This window comes from Candidatus Nitrotoga sp. AM1P (assembly GCF_013168275.1).
GTDB lineage: Bacteria > Pseudomonadota > Gammaproteobacteria > Burkholderiales > Gallionellaceae > Nitrotoga.
Window position 1 is genome coordinate 2,430,514 of record NZ_AP019547.1, and the last position, 19,204, is coordinate 2,449,717.

Annotated in this window: 20 protein-coding genes; 10 read left to right on the top strand and 10 right to left on the bottom strand. The window is 47.0% G+C overall.

Going from position 1 to position 19,204, the window contains the following annotated elements; translation table 11 throughout:
* Window positions 1-321: 321 nt before the first annotated feature.
* Window positions 322-588 carry a BolA/IbaG family iron-sulfur metabolism protein gene (locus W01_RS11090; protein ID WP_173054682.1) on the bottom strand — a complete coding sequence of 89 codons (267 nt, stop codon included), beginning with the start codon at window positions 586-588 and terminating at the stop codon, window positions 322-324.
* A 308-nt stretch (window positions 589-896) separates the two neighbouring features.
* Window positions 897-1,442, bottom strand: coding sequence for an Lcl C-terminal domain-containing protein (locus tag W01_RS11095; protein ID WP_173054684.1), 546 nt, complete (start codon window positions 1,440-1,442; stop codon window positions 897-899).
* Window positions 1,443-1,871: 429 nt separating this feature from the next.
* On the opposite strand from W01_RS11095, the gene W01_RS11100 reads away from it, so the two are divergent.
* Together W01_RS11100 and W01_RS11105 are read left to right on the top strand one after the other, a co-directional pair.
* Window positions 1,872-3,185 carry a M23 family metallopeptidase gene (locus tag W01_RS11100; protein WP_173054686.1) on the top strand — a complete coding sequence of 438 codons (1,314 nt, stop codon included), beginning with the start codon at window positions 1,872-1,874 and terminating at the stop codon, window positions 3,183-3,185.
* A 28-nt stretch (window positions 3,186-3,213) separates the two neighbouring features.
* Window positions 3,214-4,314 carry an anhydro-N-acetylmuramic acid kinase gene (locus tag W01_RS11105; RefSeq protein WP_173055926.1) on the top strand — a complete coding sequence of 367 codons (1,101 nt, stop codon included), beginning with the start codon at window positions 3,214-3,216 and terminating at the stop codon, window positions 4,312-4,314.
* A 217-nt stretch (window positions 4,315-4,531) separates the two neighbouring features.
* Here the strand turns inward: W01_RS11105 and erpA are convergent, their stop codons facing one another.
* On the bottom strand, window positions 4,532-4,882 hold the full coding sequence (erpA, locus tag W01_RS11110) for an iron-sulfur cluster insertion protein ErpA (RefSeq protein WP_173054688.1): 351 nt from the start codon (window positions 4,880-4,882) through the stop codon (window positions 4,532-4,534).
* Between the two features lie 463 nt (window positions 4,883-5,345).
* Between erpA and W01_RS11115 the strand changes: the two genes are divergently transcribed.
* The 5 genes from W01_RS11115 to W01_RS11135 are packed head-to-tail and all read left to right on the top strand — an operon-like array spanning window position 5,346 to window position 9,896.
* Window positions 5,346-5,972 carry a PepSY-associated TM helix domain-containing protein gene (locus W01_RS11115; RefSeq protein ID WP_173054690.1) on the top strand — a complete coding sequence of 209 codons (627 nt, stop codon included), beginning with the start codon at window positions 5,346-5,348 and terminating at the stop codon, window positions 5,970-5,972.
* A 60-nt stretch (window positions 5,973-6,032) separates the two neighbouring features.
* On the top strand, window positions 6,033-6,551 hold the full coding sequence (locus tag W01_RS11120) for a DUF2271 domain-containing protein (RefSeq protein ID WP_173054692.1): 519 nt from the start codon (window positions 6,033-6,035) through the stop codon (window positions 6,549-6,551).
* Window positions 6,552-6,577: 26 nt separating this feature from the next.
* Window positions 6,578-7,393, top strand: a complete 816-nt coding sequence (locus W01_RS11125; protein ID WP_173054694.1) for a DUF4198 domain-containing protein — start codon at window positions 6,578-6,580, stop codon at window positions 7,391-7,393.
* A 2-nt stretch (window positions 7,394-7,395) separates the two neighbouring features.
* The gene (locus W01_RS11130) at window positions 7,396-8,400 is read left to right on the top strand and encodes an FAD:protein FMN transferase (protein WP_242006948.1); all 1,005 of its coding nucleotides are present in this window, start codon (window positions 7,396-7,398) and stop codon (window positions 8,398-8,400) included.
* Entirely contained in the window at window positions 8,400-9,896 is a 1,497-nt protein-coding gene (locus W01_RS11135; protein WP_173054696.1) for a flavodoxin domain-containing protein, read from the top strand. Before W01_RS11130 ends, W01_RS11135 begins: the two co-directional genes overlap by 1 nt.
* A 103-nt stretch (window positions 9,897-9,999) precedes the next feature.
* Here W01_RS11135 and mutY read toward each other — a convergent pair whose 3' ends face one another.
* From mutY to W01_RS11150, 3 genes are read right to left on the bottom strand one after another with little or no spacing between them, the layout of a single operon-like run.
* Complete coding sequence (mutY, locus tag W01_RS11140; RefSeq protein WP_173055930.1) at window positions 10,000-11,112, bottom strand: A/G-specific adenine glycosylase; 1,113 nt, start codon at window positions 11,110-11,112, stop codon at window positions 10,000-10,002.
* Window positions 11,113-11,161: 49 nt separating this feature from the next.
* On the bottom strand, window positions 11,162-11,380 hold the full coding sequence (locus tag W01_RS11145; RefSeq protein WP_173051641.1) for a hypothetical protein: 219 nt from the start codon (window positions 11,378-11,380) through the stop codon (window positions 11,162-11,164).
* 4 nt (window positions 11,381-11,384) lie between these two features.
* Window positions 11,385-13,613, bottom strand: a complete 2,229-nt coding sequence (locus W01_RS11150) for an AsmA family protein (RefSeq protein WP_173054698.1) — start codon at window positions 13,611-13,613, stop codon at window positions 11,385-11,387.
* 417 nt (window positions 13,614-14,030) lie between these two features.
* On the opposite strand from W01_RS11150, the gene W01_RS11155 reads away from it, so the two are divergent.
* From W01_RS11155 to W01_RS11165, 3 genes are all read left to right on the top strand, one after another.
* Window positions 14,031-14,669: a DUF4439 domain-containing protein gene (locus W01_RS11155; RefSeq protein WP_173054700.1), complete on the top strand. Its 639-nt coding sequence runs from the start codon at window positions 14,031-14,033 to the stop codon at window positions 14,667-14,669.
* A 17-nt stretch (window positions 14,670-14,686) separates the two neighbouring features.
* Complete coding sequence (locus tag W01_RS11160; protein ID WP_173054702.1) at window positions 14,687-15,049, top strand: cupredoxin domain-containing protein; 363 nt, start codon at window positions 14,687-14,689, stop codon at window positions 15,047-15,049.
* A 252-nt stretch (window positions 15,050-15,301) separates the two neighbouring features.
* Window positions 15,302-15,940, top strand: coding sequence for a helix-turn-helix transcriptional regulator (locus tag W01_RS11165; RefSeq protein ID WP_173054704.1), 639 nt, complete (start codon window positions 15,302-15,304; stop codon window positions 15,938-15,940).
* An 86-nt stretch (window positions 15,941-16,026) separates the two neighbouring features.
* Here W01_RS11165 and W01_RS11170 read toward each other — a convergent pair whose 3' ends face one another.
* From W01_RS11170 to argF, 4 genes are all read right to left on the bottom strand, one after another.
* Window positions 16,027-16,515, bottom strand: coding sequence for a YajQ family cyclic di-GMP-binding protein (locus W01_RS11170; protein WP_173054706.1), 489 nt, complete (start codon window positions 16,513-16,515; stop codon window positions 16,027-16,029).
* Between the two features lie 90 nt (window positions 16,516-16,605).
* Window positions 16,606-16,920 carry a pyrimidine/purine nucleoside phosphorylase gene (gene ppnP, locus W01_RS11175; protein WP_173054708.1) on the bottom strand — a complete coding sequence of 105 codons (315 nt, stop codon included), beginning with the start codon at window positions 16,918-16,920 and terminating at the stop codon, window positions 16,606-16,608.
* A 73-nt stretch (window positions 16,921-16,993) separates the two neighbouring features.
* Complete coding sequence (locus W01_RS11180) at window positions 16,994-18,214, bottom strand: argininosuccinate synthase (RefSeq protein WP_173054710.1); 1,221 nt, start codon at window positions 18,212-18,214, stop codon at window positions 16,994-16,996.
* 68 nt (window positions 18,215-18,282) lie between these two features.
* Window positions 18,283-19,203 carry an ornithine carbamoyltransferase gene (gene argF / locus W01_RS11185; protein ID WP_173054712.1) on the bottom strand — a complete coding sequence of 307 codons (921 nt, stop codon included), beginning with the start codon at window positions 19,201-19,203 and terminating at the stop codon, window positions 18,283-18,285.
* Between the last annotated feature and the right edge of the window lies 1 nt (window position 19,204).

The following is a 19,204-nucleotide window of genomic DNA, read 5'->3' on the forward strand; positions in this document are numbered from 1 at the left end:
AGGAATAAAATTGAACCAATCAATCTTCCACTCTATTTATTTCACAGTGGATGCCAATTCAATTCCATGGCTGTGGGAGATAAAAAATCAGTCGTCAGTTTCAAACCAATAGCTTTATGCTACACAGGCGGCGCCGTGTAGTTGTTCAACAACATGCATAGTATTTGCATCTTCGGAGACGAAGTAACATATGGTTACCATATGTGCAACTCGCTTAGCTGCTTGCTGAGGTATTAGGATTATTGCCGATGCAAACATGCGATCTCACCTCGCATCAACGCCGTCGTGACCACCGTTGAACCTGTGCCCAGGTTTATTATGCTAAGCACTGGGTGGTGTTCTGGTTTTTAAACTGTCGACTGCGTGAACGGGAGCTGCGTCTCCCGCCATCAAGTGAGCGATCGCACTGTACACCATTCGCTGACTCTCAAGCATGTTTTTACCGGCGAATGCAGGCGACGTCACGTTAATGCTAAAGTGTCCGCCGCCGCCGCTCACCTCAGCCTGTGAACTAGGAATCTGCCGTTCGATTGCTTCTTGTAGTGCATCAATGACGGAGCCTTTGAAATCAGTAGTGTGGCAAGACATGGTTATCCTCAAATTTTTTTGTAAGTTATGTATAAATGGTATCGAAATATCGAATAGTCAAACGCCATTCACCCTGATCGTAAAGGTTATAGAGATTCTTGAACTATTATTGACCAATCAAAAATTGTCTGGACTATGAAAATTATAGTAGCAATAGCCAAGCAACTCTTTGGAACTTTAACATTCACTTTACATTTCATGCAAGTGAAAGCCTTGTCCAATGTATATGAGGTTGAAGCGAACAAACCGGGATTGAATTCAAGAAATGGGTTGATCATCGCAAGGATGGTGATTAGTGTTAAGGTTCCTCATGGATAAACTGAATTCTCCACTGCCCCTGTAGCATCGATGGGAACGGCAAACTGTCCCGTACGTACTAATCTTATCCGACCACCGTCCCCGCGTTGGTGGAAATCCACTTTGCCATCGTAAAAACTGACACCCCAAGCAAAGGACGAATTATCTTTTGCAGGCTCAATCGACCAGAAATGTGCAGCAGGTGTTGGCCATTTCATTGGAAAGATGGCTGTATTAATTGCTGGATTTCTAACACTTGTATCCACAATGCTTGATAGTTCATTTGCAAAGGGCAGACGCCAAGCTTTACCTGTGGACATCGCTTCGTGTTTAGCCAAGGCTAGCGCTTGATCCCAAGTATAAGCGGTTGCGACCCCGGTACAGCCAGTGGTCGTTGTCAGCATGCCCTCAGGACAACGCCGCCAGATTCGGCCAGTCTTGTTGTCAGTGACTTCGCTGCCATTGGTCGATATTTCGAATCGGGGCGGGATTGCAACATCAGGGTTGTTTGGTTTGGCCTGAATGTCGCTTTGTGGTATGGAGGAGGTAGTTGTCATGGTTAATATTCTCCGTAGGTTTGGGATAGATTGAGTGCTTCATAAAATTTGCGTGATGATTGTTCAGAATCTACTTATTGCAAATTATTGCAAAAAATTTTTGCACTCTAATGCAGAGCGGTTATTCATCACGATCCGTGAATTGAATCAATAGTATTTAGACACACTTACAAATTGCGACGAATCCCATCAAGTTTAAGTTTTTTATGCCGTGAAATGGGTAGGTGTTATTGCTATATCTAGTCGGTTAATTTTTAGAGGTATCCTAAAAATATTTTAACCGCTTATACTTGGTATTTTAACCATTGGTCGGTATCTGGTCGATGGATTTTGAGGGATGACGGCTTTCTGGTAAAGTTACGTATAATTGAAAATAGTATTCATAGCCTTCTTTAGTGAGGAGGCGATAGCTAGGAGACGCAAACGTAAATGCTAAGCCAAAATACCCTGACACAAGAAAAAAAATTAAAGCTGCGTTGGCTTGTTGCCTTATCCAGCCTACCTTTGCTTGGCGTGGTCACTGCATTTGGAATTGTACCGCAGTCTGACAATACCTATACATCTCTTACGATGGTCGCGGAAGAAATCGTCCTGCCTCATGACACTCTAACTATCACTAGCGCCACGAATTTAAAGGCCGCCACATTCTGGCGCAATGAGCGTGTGCAACGTGGAGATACAGTAACTGAGCTTTTACGTCGTATGCAAATAGAAGATTCCTCTGCCAGCGAATATCTGCGTCGTGATCAAGCTACAGCTTCTTTTCGCCAACTTGCCGTAGGTAAATTCGTGCAAGCTGAAACCAATGCGGATGGTAGTCTGCTGGCGTTACGTTACCTTGATAACAACGGCAACCAAGTTGTTATTAACAAAGGTACCGGTGGCCTCAAGACCAACATACAGCCCCCTCTGGTTGAACAACGTCTGCTCATGCATACTGGTGAGATCAGTAGTACTCTGTTTGCTGCAACCGATGCAGTTGGCTTGCCGGAATCGACCGCCAACCAATTGGCTGAAATTTTTGGTAGTGATATTGATTTCCATCGTGATCTGCGCAAAGGGGATAAATTCAGCGTGGTTTACGAAATGGATTATAGCAACGGTGAACCGGTTCGTGCCGGACGCATTCGAGCTGCCGAGTTCATCAATCAAGGCCAGAGCTATCGTGTGGTGTATTTCAAAGCTGGCAGTAGTCATGGCGATTATTACACGCCGGATGGTAAGAGCATACGAAAGGCATTTTTGCGCTCACCACTTGAATTTTCACGCATTAGTTCCGGTTTCAGTCTGTCGCGTTTTCATCCAGTGCTGAACACATGGCGTGCGCATAAAGGCGTGGACTATGCCGCAGCGCTAGGCACCAAGGTTAAAGTAACTGCCGATGGGACTGTATCCTTTGTCGGTAAACAAGGTGGTTATGGCAATGTTGTGATAGTGGAGCATCAGAGTCGCCACACTACCGTATATGGACATCTATCTCGTTTTGCTAGCGGCTTGCGTCGTGGCCAGCGTGTGGGGCAGGGGGATATTATTGGCTTTGTTGGTATGACTGGCCTGGCCACTGGTCCGCACTTGCATTATGAGTTCATGGTCAATGCTCAACATCGTGATCCCTTGCGTGCTGCATTGCCGGATGCCGTCCCTCTGGATAACGTGCAGAAGCTTGCCTTCCAAGAAGCTACCCGCAGCCTGACCGTACGCTTGGGTTTATTGCGCGATACTAACTTGGCTAAACTTGACTGAACAAAATTACGTTGAGCAAACTCAAATAATTCAGAATCATTCTGAATTATTTATAGGTATTATGTCTGGCACCAGCCTGGACGGAATTGATGTTGTCTTGGTTGACTTCTCCACTAGTTATCCCAAGTTGCTTGCCACTTACTTTCAAGCTTACGAAAGTAAGCTCAGGGACGCGCTACTAGCCCTGCACCATCCTGCCAATGATGAGCTGCATCAGATGTATTTAATTAGTAACGAGTTGGCGAGCTTGTATGCGGCAGCAACAGCAATTTTACTGCGCGCAGCTGATATCACGCTCGATCAGGTACGTGCTATTGGTTGCCACGGACAAACTATACGTCATCGTCCTAGCGAAGGTTATACCCTGCAACTGGGTAATTCGGCCTTACTGGCCGAATTGAGCGGTATAACTGTAGTTAGTGATTTCCGCAGTCGTGACATCGCCGCAGGAGGGCAGGGCGCTCCTCTTGTTCCTGCTTTTCACGACAGAGTATTGCGCCATCCAAGCATTCATCGTGTTATTGTCAACATCGGTGGCATCAGCAACCTGACTAATCTGCCACCCAAACGCCAAACTACAGGTTTCGATTGTGGCCCGGGCAACTTGTTGATGGATGCATGGGTTGTGCTACACTGCGGAGAGCTTTACGATCGAAATGGTGCGTGGGCGGACAGCGGGCAGATCATTCCAGCGCTGCTACAGAAGTTGCTGGACGAACCTTTTTTACATGCCGTGCCGCCGAAAAGCAGCGGGCGTGATTTGTTTAGCCTAGCCTGGCTGAAGAGCAAACTACGTGGTGACGAAGCGTCTGTCGATGTGCAGGCTACTTTGCTCGCATTTAGCAGCCGCGTTATTTCAGATGCAATCCATTGTTTTTGTGACGGTGCGCAAGAGATTTATTTGTGTGGTGGTGGCGCACATAATCAAGCTTTAGTACAAAACCTGCGCATCTCTTTGCCGGAGTGCCGCATTCAAGCGACTGATACACTAGGCATGGGAGTTGATTGGCTAGAGGCTATCGCTTTTGCTTGGCTGGCACAGCAATGTTTATATGGTGATCCCGTCAATTTGACCGCTGTTACTGGTGCACGTCACCCTTGCATACTTGGCGCTATTTATTCGGCTTAATTTTATACAATCACGTCTGGCATAGTCAGCAGCAAGCAGTATAAATTTGGTACGCTCCACTTACCTGTCGTTGTTAGAATGACGACGGGTAGATAGTGGATGTCTAGAGTTGATTTTAAGGCCACACGTTCAACGCTGATTGCATGATCTGCAAGAATGACAAAATAAACAGTTTGTTAACTGTGCAACACTACATAACACATTTATCTTATGTTGGTTAAACTGAAAAAGATGATCCACAACCACAGGTAGAGGTAGCGCCCGGGTTCTTGATGACGAATTGCGAACCTTCTAACCCATCCTGATAATCAATTTCTGCGCCCACTAGATACTGGAAGCTCATCGGGTCAATTAACAGCTGTACACCATTTTTATTCAGTATGGTGTCATCTTCATTGGTTATTTCATCTAAAGTAAAACCATATTGAAAGCCGGAACAGCCACCACCGCTTACGGCAATTCGCAGCTTCAAGTTAGCATTATCTTCCTCTTCAATCATTTCTTTAACCTTGTTGGCCGCACTGTCGGTAAACACCAGTGGATCTTGCATTTCCGTTACTTCGTTCATGACTACCTCCGTAAAATTAGTTTAACTAATCATTTCCCACTATGTAGATTGAATACCATAGTTTATTAATAATAGGAATTGATGCTTAATGGGTTTATGATACTTGAAATTAAGTTGGTACGCCATATTTAGCCTTGTCCAATGTGACATGTGCTTGAATGAGAGTTATATTTTCAATGGATAATGAGTCTGAAGTGACCCAGTTGAGGTTGAATTGAATGAAGTAAGTTAAGTTGATCATCGCAAGGATGGTAATCAGCATGAACGAAACAGAGCTTTGTACGATTGAGCAATTTTCCAGCGCCTGTACTTGGAAATCTGCCTATTGCGTCATGGCTCATCTTAGCTATATAAAGCTGCCATCTACCATACCAAATATGGTACTGGTTTATTATAGCGGGCTTTGGTATAATGCGATTAATTCTCACTATCATCAAAAATTAAAGCTTCTCCACAAGGTTCAATGCAAAAACTACCTGCGCAGCAGAAGCGTGCTTTCTGGCTTCGTCAACTTTATCTATGGCATTGGATCAGTTCTGCTGCATGTCTGGTTGGTATGCTGCTTTTTGCGGTAACCGGACTCACGCTTAATAATGCCAGTCATATTGAGGCGAAACCGATCGTCAAGAAGTCAACAATCGTTTTGCCCTCATCATTGTTGACGTATTTACAGGCTCAGCCCGCTAGCAATAAAGTATCGTTACCGCATGTAGTGGCGGATTGGCTGATGGGTAGTATGGATATTGATGCCGCTGACAAACCGGCAGAGTGGTCGGCAGATGAGGTTTATGTTTCACTGCCACGTCCTGGCGGCGATGCCTGGCTAAGCATAAACCGTGAAAGTGGTGAAATGGATTATGAAATTACCAATCGCGGTTGGATTTCTTACCTGAATGATCTGCATAAAGGCCGTAATACCGGTACGGCCTGGAGTTGGTTTCTGGATGTATTTTCATCCATGGCGCTGGTGTTCAGTCTGACAGGTTTATGTTTGCTTTACATGCATTCCGCCAATCGCCCATCTACTTGGCCGTTAGTGGGTATAGGAGTGGTAATACCATTAGTGCTGGCCATTTTGTTTATTCATTAGCGAGCAGAGGATAGTTTACATTCGCTGTTCATTATTAACATTCTTACACGGAGTTGATATATGCGTAATTGGGTTCCTCGATTAATACCGTCACTGGTGGCTGGCTTGTTCGCCCATCAGGGCATTGCTGCTGAACTGAATATCAAGGTAGCAATACCACAAATCAATGCTTCGGAATATCACCGTCCGTATGTCGCGATATGGATTGAAAAGCCTGATCAAAGTATCGCGAAAAGCTTGGCCGTCTGGTACAGCCAGAAATCCGGGGCGGAAGGACCGGGAACAAAGTGGTTAAAGGATCTCCGGCAATGGTGGCGTAAAGGTGGGCGTGATATTCAGATGCCGATGGATGGCTTGTCTGGCGCAACACGGCCGGTTGGAGATCAGAGTCTAAGTTATAACGATAGCAAGTCACCGTTGGCACCTGGCGAATATCGACTTGTGGTGGAAACAGCACGTGAAAAAGGTGGCCGTGAATTAGTGCGCATCCCTTTTAGCCTGCCCGTCAAAAAAGCAGAAACCCAAAAAGCGAGCGGGCAGGTGGAGCTAGGCACCGTTAATCTTGAAATTAAGCCTTAAATCTTTATTCCTGACTGGAGACTTCCATGTACAAACCATTTAAATATGCCTTACTGTCAACTGGCTTTGCCATTCTTTCCGGACTGACTTCTTTGCCGGCGCAGGCACATAACACATGGCTGCTACCATCGAGCACCGTGCTATCGTCCCCACAATTTGTCACGTTTGATGCAGCAGTTTCCGAGGATTTTTTTTACTTTACCCATCGCCCCTTAGCCATAGATACCCTTACTATCACTGCGCCTGACGGCCGCAATCTAGTTCCCGCTAATGTTGTTAAAGGTGAATTACGCACGGCGTTTGACGTAAAGCTGGAGAAAAATGGTACTTATACATTAGATATTTCGCGTAGCGGGCTGCGAGCCAGCTGGAAAGTTGATGGCAAACCCAAACGCTTCATGGGGAACGCGGAAGCATTTGCCAAGGAGGTGCCTGTAGCCGCGCAGGATCTGGAAATTGGCGAATCCGTGGCGCATGTCGTCACCTTCGTGACGGTTGGCGCCCCTACAGCAGTCAAACTAACTAATCATGGGTTGGAACTGGTGCCCGTTACGCATCCGAATGATCTCATTGTTGGAGAGCCAGCGGAATTCCAGTTTATGGTAGATGGCAAGCCCGCTGCTGATGTTAAAGTCGAAGTGGTGAGTGGTCAAAGTCACTATCGCAATGCGCTAGGTGAAACCAAGTACACATCCGATAAACAGGGTAAAGTAAAAATTACCTGGCCGCAGCCTGGCATGTATTTCCTTTATGCCGTGCTTAAGGATAATAAAGTAAGTGCAAAGCAAGCCAAGGAGCGTAGCCTCTCCTATAGCGTTACTTTGGAAGTGCAAGTGCAATAATCTTGTTGCAACGCAGAGTTATTATTCCGCCGCGACTGGCTGAGTTACCGACTTGCCTGCCAGCCGGAAAGGTGCTTGATGTGTCCGGGAAGGCGATGGGCACATATTGGACCGTCAAGTGGGTTGATGAAGGCGGTGTCAATCCTCAATCGCTGACTAGTCGGATCGAGCATGTCATTGCACGGGTCGTTGATGAAATGAGTACCTGGCAAGAAGATGCTTTTATCAGCCGCTTTAATAGTGCTCCGGCTAACAGCGATTTTGCTCTCCCAGCCTGTTTTGCGCATGTGCTGGAGTGTGCGATGCAGCTTGCTGCGGATACTGATGGAGCATTTGATCCCACGGTTGGGCCTCTTGTGAATCTTTGGGGATTTGGCCCTGATCGCCCCATTACAGAACCGCCTACGCAGATGGATATTGCTGCTGCACAAACATTGTGCGGATGGCGTCGTATCGTTGTGAAAGATGGCTATATTTGCCAGCCGGGTGGGCTTTATCTGGACTTTTCCGGTATTGCCAAAGGATACAGCGTTGATCTGATTGCGGACAGTTTGCGCGGTCAGGGGATACGTAATTTTCTGGTGGAAGTGGGGGGGGAACTTTCCGGTAGCGGTATTAAACCGGACGGGCAGCCATGGTGGGTAGCACTGGAGGCGCCGGAATTACAGCGACAAGATCAGCAATCGATTGTCGCGTTGTATGGATTGGCGGTCGCGACGTCTGGTGACTATCGTCGTTATTTCGATCACCAAAATATTCGCTACTCGCATACCCTTGACCCGCGTACAGGCTATCCGGTAGCCGATGCACCGTTTGCGGTCAGCGTATTGCATAGCTCCTGTATGCACGCCGATGCACTGGCAACGGCGCTGACTGTACTGGGTGTGCAGGCGGGACTTGAATATGCAGCGCGTCGCAATATTGCAGCCATATTTACCCAAATGGAGGCGGGTAAGCCAGTGCAGTATGTTTCCCCCGCAATGCTGGAGATGGTAGAGGAAGTCTGATGAGCAGGATGATCCTTGCCGGACTCATTATCATTATCTACCTGGCACTGAGCGCATGGGTCATTCGCCGACATCACAAAAAAAAATTGGTATCTCAGGGAACGGAGCGAGCAGATGTGTTGCTGGCTTTCGCCAGTCAAACGGGGCATGCAGAACAACTGGCCGTGCTTACCTCTGAGATGCTGCTTGTTGCCGGATTGCCGGTACAGGTCAAGCCTTTATTCTCAGTGACGACGGAAATGCTATCCACTTTTCGTCGTGTACTGTTCGTCGTCAGTACTACTGGTGAAGGTGATGCGCCCGAAAACGCGGTAGATTTCATGCGCGCTGAGATGCATGGAACTCGCAGGCTTGATACTCTTGAGTATGGCTTGTTGGCCTTGGGTGATCGACGCTATAGCAATTTTTGTGGTTTCGGTCACTTGCTGGATACCTGGTTGCAACAATCTCACGCATTGCCGCTATTTGACATGATAGAAGTGGATGATGGCGATGCAGGCGCGCTACGCTATTGGCAGTCACAGCTAGGCCTGTTAACGGGATCGACCGCAACTACTGACTGGAATACTCCTATATATCAATCCTGGCGCCTCAAAGATCGCCAGCTTCTGAACCCAGGCAGTGCAGGAGAGGCCGTATATCATCTTAAACTGGAAGCCTTGCAGTCCAGCGAGAGCTGGCAAGCTGGCGATATTGCTGAAATTGGCCCGCGTAATTCTCCTGAGACTATCACGAAGTTGTTAAGCGTGTTGGGATTGCAGGCCGAAGCTGTTGGCAATGAGTATGGGGCAACTTTAAGTCAATGCCTGGCTGACCGGTCACTTTCATTCAGTGCTGCTGACATAGATGCATTGCGAGGTTTACCGCCTAAGGCGCTGGTGGCAGTATTGAAACCGCTTTCACACCGTGAGTACTCTATTGCCTCACTGCCTCATGAAGGACTTGAACTCGTAGTTCGCCAATTTCGTCATGAAAATGGGCAGCTAGGACATGGCTCGGGGTGGCTGACAGAATATGCGAAGATCGGAGATGAAGTCGCCTTGCGCGTGAGGCGGAACATCGCATTTCATGCTCCTGCAAATGCGACACCGTTGATACTCATTGGTAGCGGTACCGGCATCGCAGGTTTGCGTGCGCACCTAAAAGCCAGTATAGGGGCTGGCCAGCATCGTCATTGGCTGTTTTTCGGTGAGCGTAATAAAGCGCACGATGACTATTTCGGCAGTGAGCTGCAAGGGTGGCATCAACAGGGCCTATTAACCCGATTGGATATTGCATGGTCTCGCGATCAAGATAAGCCGATTTACGTCCAGGATATGATCCGTAACGCAGTGAATGAATTGCGTATGTGGTTGCATGACGGCGCTACTATCCTGGTTTGCGGTAGCGCTAACAGAATGGCCCCTGCTGTGCATCATGCGCTGGTTGAAATTGTAGGAGATAAGGCAATGGCCACATTAGCAGCTAGTGGGCGATATCGAAGAGATGTCTATTAGTTTGTGATGTTAATTCAGACGCTCAATAGAAGCGCCTTCGTAGAAATAATATTGCCAACAACAGTGAGTAGCATCCTGGTATGTTGGAATTTATGAACGCTATTCACAACGCTCTGCGCCCTGTTTGTATCTCCTGCAGGAGTTTGCTCACCGGTGTAGGGATTGCAGCTCGCAACGCATCACTTACATTCACCCACACCATGTCTGATTCCTGAATTTGTGTGGGTTTGTTAATTACCTGCAATAGTATGGGTGTGATATGCAGCTTGAAATGGGTGAAAGTATGCGTGAATGTTGATAGTGCAAGTGTGTGTATTATCTCTGTGCCGAAGTGCTGAAGGCAGTAGGTACTTGGATTCGTGGCTGTACTTAGAATTCCAGGATCCACTTGCGGCGGACACCACAAACCACCCCAGATGCCACTTCCCGGGCGCTTTTCCAGCAGGATATCGGAGCCATTAAGCAACAAAAGGAAGGTGCTGTGTTTTTCCGGTAGCACCTTGCGTGGGCGTGGTGTGGGTAGTTGTGCGACCCATTCGTTTTGATATGCCGCGCAATCTGCTTGCAGCGGACAGATGGGGCATTGTGGTTTGCTGCGCGAACAAATCAGCGCGCCCAGATCCATCAGGCCTTGCGTATAGACCGCGACATTACGCTGTGGTAGCAATGCTTCGGCTTGTTGCCACAATTGAGCTTCAATTTTTTTTTCGCCAGTGTAACCCTCAATGGCATGGTAGCGCGTCAGTACACGTTTGACATTGCCATCGAGAATCGCGCACCGTTCATGGAATGCCAATGCGCTGATGGCTGCGGCAGTGGATCGGCCGATGCCGGGAAGAGCAAGGATGTCTTCAAAATGTTGAGGAAATTTTCCCTCATGCCGTTGCATGATGAGTTGCGCTGCACGGTGCAGATTGCGCGCACGCGAGTAGTAGCCCAAGCCGCTCCAGTGTGCCAATACTGCATCTTCGCTGTCGGCGGCGAGAGCCGCGATAGTGGGAAAGCGTGCCACAAAACGGAGGTAATAAGGGATAACGGTGACGACTTGGGTTTGTTGTAGCATTATTTCTGATAGCCATATGCGATAAACGTCCGCGCCCTGCCACGGTAAGCCGTGCCGACCGTGTTGTTGCTGCCAAGCTATGATGCGATGAGCAAATAATTCTAAGCGCGGTTTATTTCGATTCTTGATCAAGGCATAAACCTTATCTCTCATCGCGGACGGAAGAGAGGGCGAGGGGGCGTTTACAGGTTTGAGCATGGAATTATTTGGTTTGTTGTAGCATTATTTCTGATAGCCATATGCGATAAACGTCCGCGCCCTGCCACGGTAAGCCGTGCCGACCGTGTTGTTGCTGCCAAGCTATGATGCGATGAGCAAATAATTCTAAGCGCGGTTTATTTCGATTCTTGATCAAGGCATAAACCTTATCTCTCATCGCGGACGGAAGAGAGGGCGAGGGGGCGTTTACAGGTTTGAGCATGGAATTATTTGAAGAGCCCTCTTAGCTTGTCCTGAAGCTGATCCTGCAACTTGGTTTTAATTCCCTCTTTCTGGGTTTCGATTTTTTGCTTGACTACATCTGATACCATTGCGCCAAAGTCCAATGTGTATTTCAAGTTGTTAAACGGCCCGCTTAAACGCACCGGCACAGTGACGCCGCCAACGATGTCTTTGCCGCCCTGGCCTTTCAATGTTTTTGCTAGTGTGGCATTAGTCAGATAATTGATGGTGTCATTGCCAATGTTGATGTCCCCATTGCCCGTTAGACGTAGCAGCGGCGATTTTAACAAGAGGTCATCGTTGTGCGCCACACCGTTGTTAATTTTGAAGCTGGCTTTCAGCTCGCTGAAGTCCGTCTTTTCGGTCTTGTTAACGGATTGGGTTTGGGCCGTTGCACCTTTCATGTTCAACATGTCCTGCGCGTCGCGCAGTGTTTTGGCAATGTTGATGCCTTTGATTGCACCATCCGTTAAGTTTAGTGACATGTTGCCATTGAGTGCTTTCTTAAGCGCACTCATAGTGTTGCCTTGGGTAGTCAGATTAAGCGCGACATTGCCCTTGCCTTCCAGAGTGTCAAAATTAGCAGCATCCTTGAGCAATGGCGCAATGTTGATGCCACTCAGATTTTGGTTTATAGCGATGTGAGGCGTACTCTGCGCATTTACTTTCAGGCTACCGTTCATGTTGCCCTGATACAGGTTGGTGGACAGTGGGCTGATTGTTATCAAGCCGTTATGTGCTTTTACGTCGAGACGTACTTGTGAAAGTTTCACATTGGCGATCTTTAGCGCTCCAATGCGTAATCCGCCTTCAAGATTGAGTTTTTTCAGGCCAGCCAAATCAAACGACTGCTCCGCCGGGGCAGGTTTATTGGCAACGCCTGCTGCTTCTTTCGGCATATATAAATCAGCATCAAACTGGTCTACGTCTATGTCAAAGCGTATAGCTGGATCTTGAAAACCATTCACAGCCACTTTGGCTTTAACCTGGCTTTGCAGCAGCCCACCCGCGAGGTTAGTTTGAACGCTCTGGCGGATGCCATCTATTTGCACACTACCTTTCATTTCGCTGCTGACTGATTTATTCGGCAATTTGTCACCACGTGCATTTACTGCGACGGTTAGATTGGAAAGGTTGAGCTGCTGTTGTTCGATGTTGCCAGTTACAGGTGAGCCGAGCTTTATTTTAAATGCCTGTTCGGGTTGCTTCATATCCAGCTCTAACGTAAGCGCGCTGCTCTTGAATGATTGAGGATTACCGGTCAAATCAGACAGAGCAAGATTGGCTATGATGTTGCCGAATGCACTATCCAGCTTAGCGTTTAATGTTAGTTTGTCGCCTGTGAAATTATTCTGAACCAAATTTAATGCAGGCGCATCCAGTTTGGCATCGAAGTTATTTTTGCCTTGCAAGCCAGTAGCTGTAACTACTAACTTCTTTGTAGAAAATTCTTGTGTGTCAAAATTCGCGCTGATATTGCCGTTAGCCAAAACTGTTAGATTACTGATGTCGAGTGCTGTGCCCTTGGCCTGCAACTCCAGCCCTTCCATTTGAAATAGCTGTTTTTTTAGATCGAAAGTGAATTTGACTTTCATTTGGGCGGCTATGTCCAGCTTGGGTTTGCTGGATTGAATTACTGCAGTAAAATCAATTTTGCCCGGCACTCCGTTGGCAATGCGTCCGGTATTAAGGTTGAAGCCTTTTAGTTTATATTGCCCCCCCGTGCTTTCATCCAGGTAGGTCAGTTCAGAATCTTCCACGTGCACTGAGGCTATGTCGAACTCGAGTGGTGTTTTTTCTTCATCAGTGTCATTTTTACTTAACAGGTCGTCAATATTGGTCTTGCCGTTCTTGAATTTCACCAGAGTCGCCTTCAGACCACTGATCGAAACTTCGTCCACAACCATTTGCCTGGATAGTAGCGGCAATAGCGCCAGCGAGACGCGTGCACTGTCAATATAAATAAATGTTTCATCGCTCTGAAATTCAGACAATGATACTTTGCCAATATCGGCGCCTATGCTGGGAAAGAAAACCAGTTTGATATCGCCATCCAGCTTGAGACTACGGTGCTGCTTATCTTTCACCAGCTTGATGATCTGAGTCTTGTAATCATTGGGGTTAAATGTGGCAGCGATATAAACTACACCGGCAATCGCAATGGCTATTACCACACCTGCTAACCATAAACTGTATTTTAGAAAATTTTTCATATTACACATGGTTGGAATATGGACTGCAATTATAGACGAAGTGCAAAATAGTCGAGGACCCCTTCATACCATTTAGCCGAGGAAAAGCACTGGCAGGTGCTTGTCATGCAACCGCGTGCACAACCTTATCTTGCGTATCTTGATGTGACGAACGTTGTTAAGCCATGTATGCAATCTGGGTTGTCACTGTCTGGCGTCATTTGTAAAACTGCGTGTATTACAGATTAGTGAGAGCCAATGCGCCATAAAAACATTGTTTTTAATAATAAATTTATATTTTTTTGACTATTTAAAATGTTTAACAAGTTAAAACATAAATATATGTTGTATATATTTTATTGTTCACGTAAGATGCGGTTTGGTTCGTTATTGATTAGCAAACCAAACTTAACTAGCCACTAAACTTAGGAGCCAACTATGGAAAATATTAATAATGTATCTGACAATTCTCGCCGTGCAGTTCTTAAAACAGGCATTGCCATAAGTGCGCTCGCTGCGCTTAGCTTAACCACTCTCACTAGCGCAAATGCGAATACGGGTAGTGATACGAAGCACGACATGGCTATTTTAAACGCGGCCTTGGATCTTGAAAATCAAGCTATTTGGGCATATGGCGTGGCAGCGGGAAAGCTGAGCGACACCAAGGTGGGAAATGTCATTAAGTCCTTGGCATTGCGTAATCAGGTTGATCACGTTAAACATAGGGATATTTTCATATCCACGATTAAAAGCCTGGGTGGTACACCGACTATTACAAGGGAGACGTACGATCTTTCTGCTTATATCAAGGCAGGGGAAGGTAATCTTGATAGTGATGCCAATATCGCTAAACTTGCACTGGCACTAGAAGTGGATGCGGTGCTTGCCTACGCCAGTGCCATCAGCAAACTGCGTACGCCCGCGTTGGTCGCTGCCGGATTAACTATCTTACCTGATGAATCAGCGCATGCCGCTGCAATACGTGCGGTGTTTGGTACGCTCGATTCTACAATCCATGCCGTTCCGGCTGCGCAACTTAGCAAAGAAACTCGCAGCCAGTGGATATTGTCCGTCTAATCAGCATGATGCGTGCTATGAAAATATCCCTTCTGTTACTTACGTGGGCATATTTGGGGCTGGTAACTATTTCAATGACGGTGTCAGCCGCTCCCAATGAAATAAGTAGAGAGCAGCAAGCTAGGAAACCCATTACGGTCACGATTGATGCCTTCCAATTTCAACCCGATGAGATAATGATAAAACGTGGGCAGAGCATAATCTTTATTAACAAGGATGAAGTTCCGCATACTGTGACACCAGATAAGAATAGACACTTTATTCCTTCTGGCATCATAAAAGGTGGCGAACAACACGAAGTGTTATTTGAATCAGTAGGCGTGCAGGATTATTCGTGTGATTTTCATCCCAGCATGCGTGGGCGAGTGATTGTCAAATAGCATTTGATGAGTAGTTATTGGTTAGCGTTAGTTAACTCGCATCCGGGAACGCCCCAATATTTTACTAATCATCGTTTAAAATGTTCGGATTTGGACTGGATCAGCGTACCAAGCTGCCCAGTCCAAATTATTCAGTGGTCAAATGTGGACGGGTTATTCCATTTAAGGCAAATCTAATTGGCCCTGTATATGCGCTGGAGTAAAATACAAAAGGTCTCCTTTGAGGGGGCGGGTGCACCAAAGGAGTACTGAATGCTTGAATTATTAGGAAGTCGTCAGCAAGAGCTTTTAAAACTGCTGCTAAAGCATAAGGGCGGTTTAACTTTAGAAGAGCTCTCGGAATATCTAAAAATCACCCGGAATGCCGTTCGCCAGCACATAGCCGCATTGGAGAACAGCGGGATAGTCACCCAAGGGGTGAGCCGCCCTTCGGGGGGGCGTCCAGAACAGCTTTATGTACTTACCGATGAGGGTAAAGAATTTTTCCCGCGCAATTATTCCTGGTTTGCTCAATTAATGGTCGAATCAATCGCTCAAGAATCCGGGGTGGCGGGGTTGCGGGAAAGATTGGGTACCATGGGAGAGGGCGTTGCTCAACAGCTACTCAGCCAAAATTCAGTACTTAAAACGCGCGAGCAAAAGGTGGAAAAGCTTTCTGAGGTGATGGAAGCGCTTGGGTATAACACGAGGAGTTTCACTGTTAATAGTGATGCGCTCACGATTGAAGCGGATAACTGCATTTTTCACAATCTGGCCATGAAAAATCCGGAGATTTGCCAGTTTGATCTGGCGCTGTTATCAACCTTTACAGATAGTACGGTTAATCATGAGGAATGTATGGCTAAAGGCGGCAATGTTTGCCGTTTCAAATTTAAAGCTAAAGATGAATGAATTTTATAATGAGTTTTTTGTGGTAGGTGGAGTCAAGAAGATGCTTGGCACGAACATGAAGCTAGGGGCAATTTTACAATATCTTTTTAGTCGCGAAAGTTTTGGTATTGCAACGGAAAGTCAGTGATGGAAGTGCGTATCAGCTGGATGGCAGCTTGCAGATCGTCGCGTTTACTGCCAGTTATGCGCACCGTGTCGCCTTGTATGCTGGCCTGTACTTTCATTTTACTATCCTTGACAAATTTGACGATCTTTTTCGCCAGTTCAATTTCAACTCCCACCTTGACGGTGCAGGAACGTTTAATCTTGTTACCGCTGATCTTCTCAATTTTATCGCTAATCTCCAAGCATTTGATATCAACGCCTCGCTTGGTGAGTTTAGCATTGAGAATATCCTGAACCTGGTTTAGCTGAAATTCATTATCAGCATGCACGGTCAACACTAATTCTGCTTGCTCCACGCGTGCGTCTGAACCCTTGAAATCAAAGCGGGTACTAACTTCTTTATTGGTCTGCTCGACTGCATTTTTAACTTCTGTCTTATCCACTTCGGATACGATGTCGAATGATGGCATTGCAGTTCTCCTTAAACTTTATTTTCTTAGCTTTCTTTTTCAGACGGAGGAAATGCTTGATGAGGCGGCGCTACGAGCGGATTCGATTAGCTAACCAAAACTGCAAACGTAATTGACTGCGTCCTGTGCATGTATTTCAAAGCTGCTATTAGCAGCTACATTGAACTGCATACCAGCAGTATAGGTTTTAGCAGCGGTGTCGCCTGCTATTTTAACTTGACAGGTGCCACTGGTAATTTCCATTAGTTCAGGGGCGTCGATGTTAAAAGTGAGCTGGCTGCCTGGCATTATCACACCAACAGTCTTGCGTGTGCCATCTGGAAACAAGACAGAGTGTGACACGCATTTACCGTCGAAGAACACATTGGCTTTTTTAACGACGCTAACGTTATCGAATTGGGACATGGATACTCCTGATTTTAATTATTTAATTTATTCAAATTGTTATATAAAAATAAAGTGTTTCGAGCGGGCACAACTACTGCGCTAGCTTGGCAGCAATGCGCATTCTAAGAGCGTTCAGCTTGATAAATCCGGCTGCGTCCTTCTGGTCGTAGGCGCCTTTGTCGTCTTCGAAAGTAGCGATGTTCGGGTCAAATAGCGAATCGGTTTTGGAATCGCGTCCCACTACGATGACATTGCCCTTGTATAGTTTGATGCGCACCCAGCCGTTAACTTTTTGCTGCGTGTGATCTATCAGTGTTTGCAGTGAGCGGCGTTCTGGACTCCACCAATAGCCGTTATAAATCATACTGGCATAGCGCGGCATCAAATCATCTTTCAGGTGCGCAACTTCGCGGTCCAGCGTGATGGATTCTATTGCGCGATGAGCCTTGAGCATGATGGTTCCGCCGGGGGTTTCATAACAGCCGCGTGATTTCATGCCGACGTAACGGTTTTCTACCAGATCAAGACGACCGATGCCGTGTTTGCCGCCCAGCTCATTAAGCTTGGCAAGTATTTGGGCCGGGCTCATGTGTGATCCGTTGAGGGCGGTAATGTCGCCGCGCTCGAATTCAAGATCGAGATATTCAGCCGCATCTGGCGCTTGTTCCGGTGATACTGTCCAGCGCCACATGCTTTCCTCAGCTTCAGCGGCGGGGTTTTCCAGATGGCGACCTTCAAAGCTGATATGCAGCAGGTTTGCATCCATTGAATAAGGCGATCCACCCTGTTTGTGCTTCATATCTACGGGGATGCTGTGCTTTTCAGCGTATGCCATTAATTTTTCACGCGAGAGTAAGTCCCACTCGCGCCACGGCGCGATTACCTTGATGCTCGGGTTAAGTGCGTAATATCCTAGCTCGAAACGCACCTGATCGTTGCCCTTGCCGGTGGCGCCGTGCGACACTGCTTCCGCGCCAGTTTGCCTGGCGATCTCAATTTGGCGCTTGGCGATTAGCGGGCGCGCGATCGAGGTGCCAAGCAGATATTCCCCCTCATATACGGTGTTGGCGCGGAACATCGGGAATACAAAGTCGCGTACAAATTCGTCGCGCAGATCGTCGATGAAAATATTTTCCGGCTTGATGCCGAACTGCAATGCTTTTTTGCGTGCGGGTTCGAGTTCTTCACCTTGACCAATGTCGGCAGTGAAAGTTACGACCTCGCACTGATAGGTATCTTGTAACCATTTCAGAATTACTGAGGTATCCAGCCCACCAGAGTAGGCGAGGACAACTTTTTTGATTTCACTCATTTCGTTTTTCTCTGTTTAATAAACCGCTAATGAAAATAGGGTGCGCAAGCACCCCCTGCATTTTTACTTTAGTTATTGACATTACCTAATAGCAGATATTCCATCAGTGCTTTTTGTACATGTAATCTATTCTCTGCTTCGTCCCATACTGCGCTTTGCGGGCCGTCAATTACAACGGCGTCCACTTCCTCTCCGCGATGTGCCGGCAGGCAATGCATGAATAGCGCATCCGATTTGGCGACGGACATCATTTCTGTATCCACAATCCAGTCGGCGAACGCTTTACGGCGCGCATCGTTTTCGCGCTCAAAACCCATGCTGGTCCAGACATCGGTGGTAACCAAGTCGGCATTGCGTGCCGCATCCATGGGGTCAGCAAATTCTTCATAGTGGTCTTCGCCGAATAGTCCGGCGCGTTCTGGTTCAACTTCATAGCCAGGTGGGGTGGAAACATGGACGTTGAAGTCGAACACCTCCGCTGCTTGTAACCAGGTATTGCATACATTATTGGAATCACCGATCCATGCAACGGTTTTGCCCTGAATGGAGCCACGCTGCTCGATATAGGTGTAGATATCAGCCAATATCTGACAAGGATGATATTCATTGGTCAGGCCGTTAATCACCGGCACTCTCGAATTTGCAGCAAAGCGTTCGATAATTTCTTGCTCGAAAGTACGGATCATCACTAAGTCACTCATGCGAGAGATAACTTGTGCAGCGTCTTCTACCGGCTCGCCGCGCCCTAGTTGCGAGTCGCGTGTATTGAGGTAAATGGCATTGCCGCCAAGTTGTTGCATGCCTGCCTCAAACGATAGGCGCGTACGCGTGGAGCTTTTCTCAAAGATCATCACTAAAGTGCGATCCACTAGTGGATGATAGAGCTGGTAGTTTTTGAAGCGTTGCTTGATGATGTGCGCGCGAGCGAAAATGTGTTCGAACTCGGTATGGGTGAAGTCTTTGAATTGTAAAAAATGTTTAATGCTCACG

Bases quoted from the DNA above. Each gene is read 5' to 3' on its own strand.
- W01_RS11090 (WP_173054682.1), bottom strand. From the start codon at position 588: ATGTCTTGCCACACTACTGATTTCAAAGGCTCCGTCATTGATGCACTA.
- W01_RS11095 (WP_173054684.1), bottom strand. From the start codon at position 1,442: ATGACAACTACCTCCTCCATACCACAAAGCGACATTCAGGCCAAACCA.
- W01_RS11100 (WP_173054686.1), top strand. From the start codon at position 1,872: ATGCTAAGCCAAAATACCCTGACACAAGAAAAAAAATTAAAGCTGCGT.
- erpA (WP_173054688.1), bottom strand. From the start codon at position 4,882: ATGAACGAAGTAACGGAAATGCAAGATCCACTGGTGTTTACCGACAGT.
- W01_RS11115 (WP_173054690.1), top strand. From the start codon at position 5,346: ATGCAAAAACTACCTGCGCAGCAGAAGCGTGCTTTCTGGCTTCGTCAA.
- W01_RS11120 (WP_173054692.1), top strand. From the start codon at position 6,033: ATGCGTAATTGGGTTCCTCGATTAATACCGTCACTGGTGGCTGGCTTG.
- W01_RS11125 (WP_173054694.1), top strand. From the start codon at position 6,578: ATGTACAAACCATTTAAATATGCCTTACTGTCAACTGGCTTTGCCATT.
- W01_RS11135 (WP_173054696.1), top strand. From the start codon at position 8,400: ATGAGCAGGATGATCCTTGCCGGACTCATTATCATTATCTACCTGGCA.
- mutY (WP_173055930.1), bottom strand. From the start codon at position 11,112: ATGAGAGATAAGGTTTATGCCTTGATCAAGAATCGAAATAAACCGCGC.
- W01_RS11145 (WP_173051641.1), bottom strand. From the start codon at position 11,380: ATGCTCAAACCTGTAAACGCCCCCTCGCCCTCTCTTCCGTCCGCGATG.
- W01_RS11150 (WP_173054698.1), bottom strand. From the start codon at position 13,613: ATGAAAAATTTTCTAAAATACAGTTTATGGTTAGCAGGTGTGGTAATA.
- W01_RS11155 (WP_173054700.1), top strand. From the start codon at position 14,031: ATGGAAAATATTAATAATGTATCTGACAATTCTCGCCGTGCAGTTCTT.
- W01_RS11160 (WP_173054702.1), top strand. From the start codon at position 14,687: ATGAAAATATCCCTTCTGTTACTTACGTGGGCATATTTGGGGCTGGTA.
- W01_RS11165 (WP_173054704.1), top strand. From the start codon at position 15,302: ATGCTTGAATTATTAGGAAGTCGTCAGCAAGAGCTTTTAAAACTGCTG.
- W01_RS11170 (WP_173054706.1), bottom strand. From the start codon at position 16,515: ATGCCATCATTCGACATCGTATCCGAAGTGGATAAGACAGAAGTTAAA.
- ppnP (WP_173054708.1), bottom strand. From the start codon at position 16,920: ATGTCCCAATTCGATAACGTTAGCGTCGTTAAAAAAGCCAATGTGTTC.
- W01_RS11180 (WP_173054710.1), bottom strand. From the start codon at position 18,214: ATGAGTGAAATCAAAAAAGTTGTCCTCGCCTACTCTGGTGGGCTGGAT.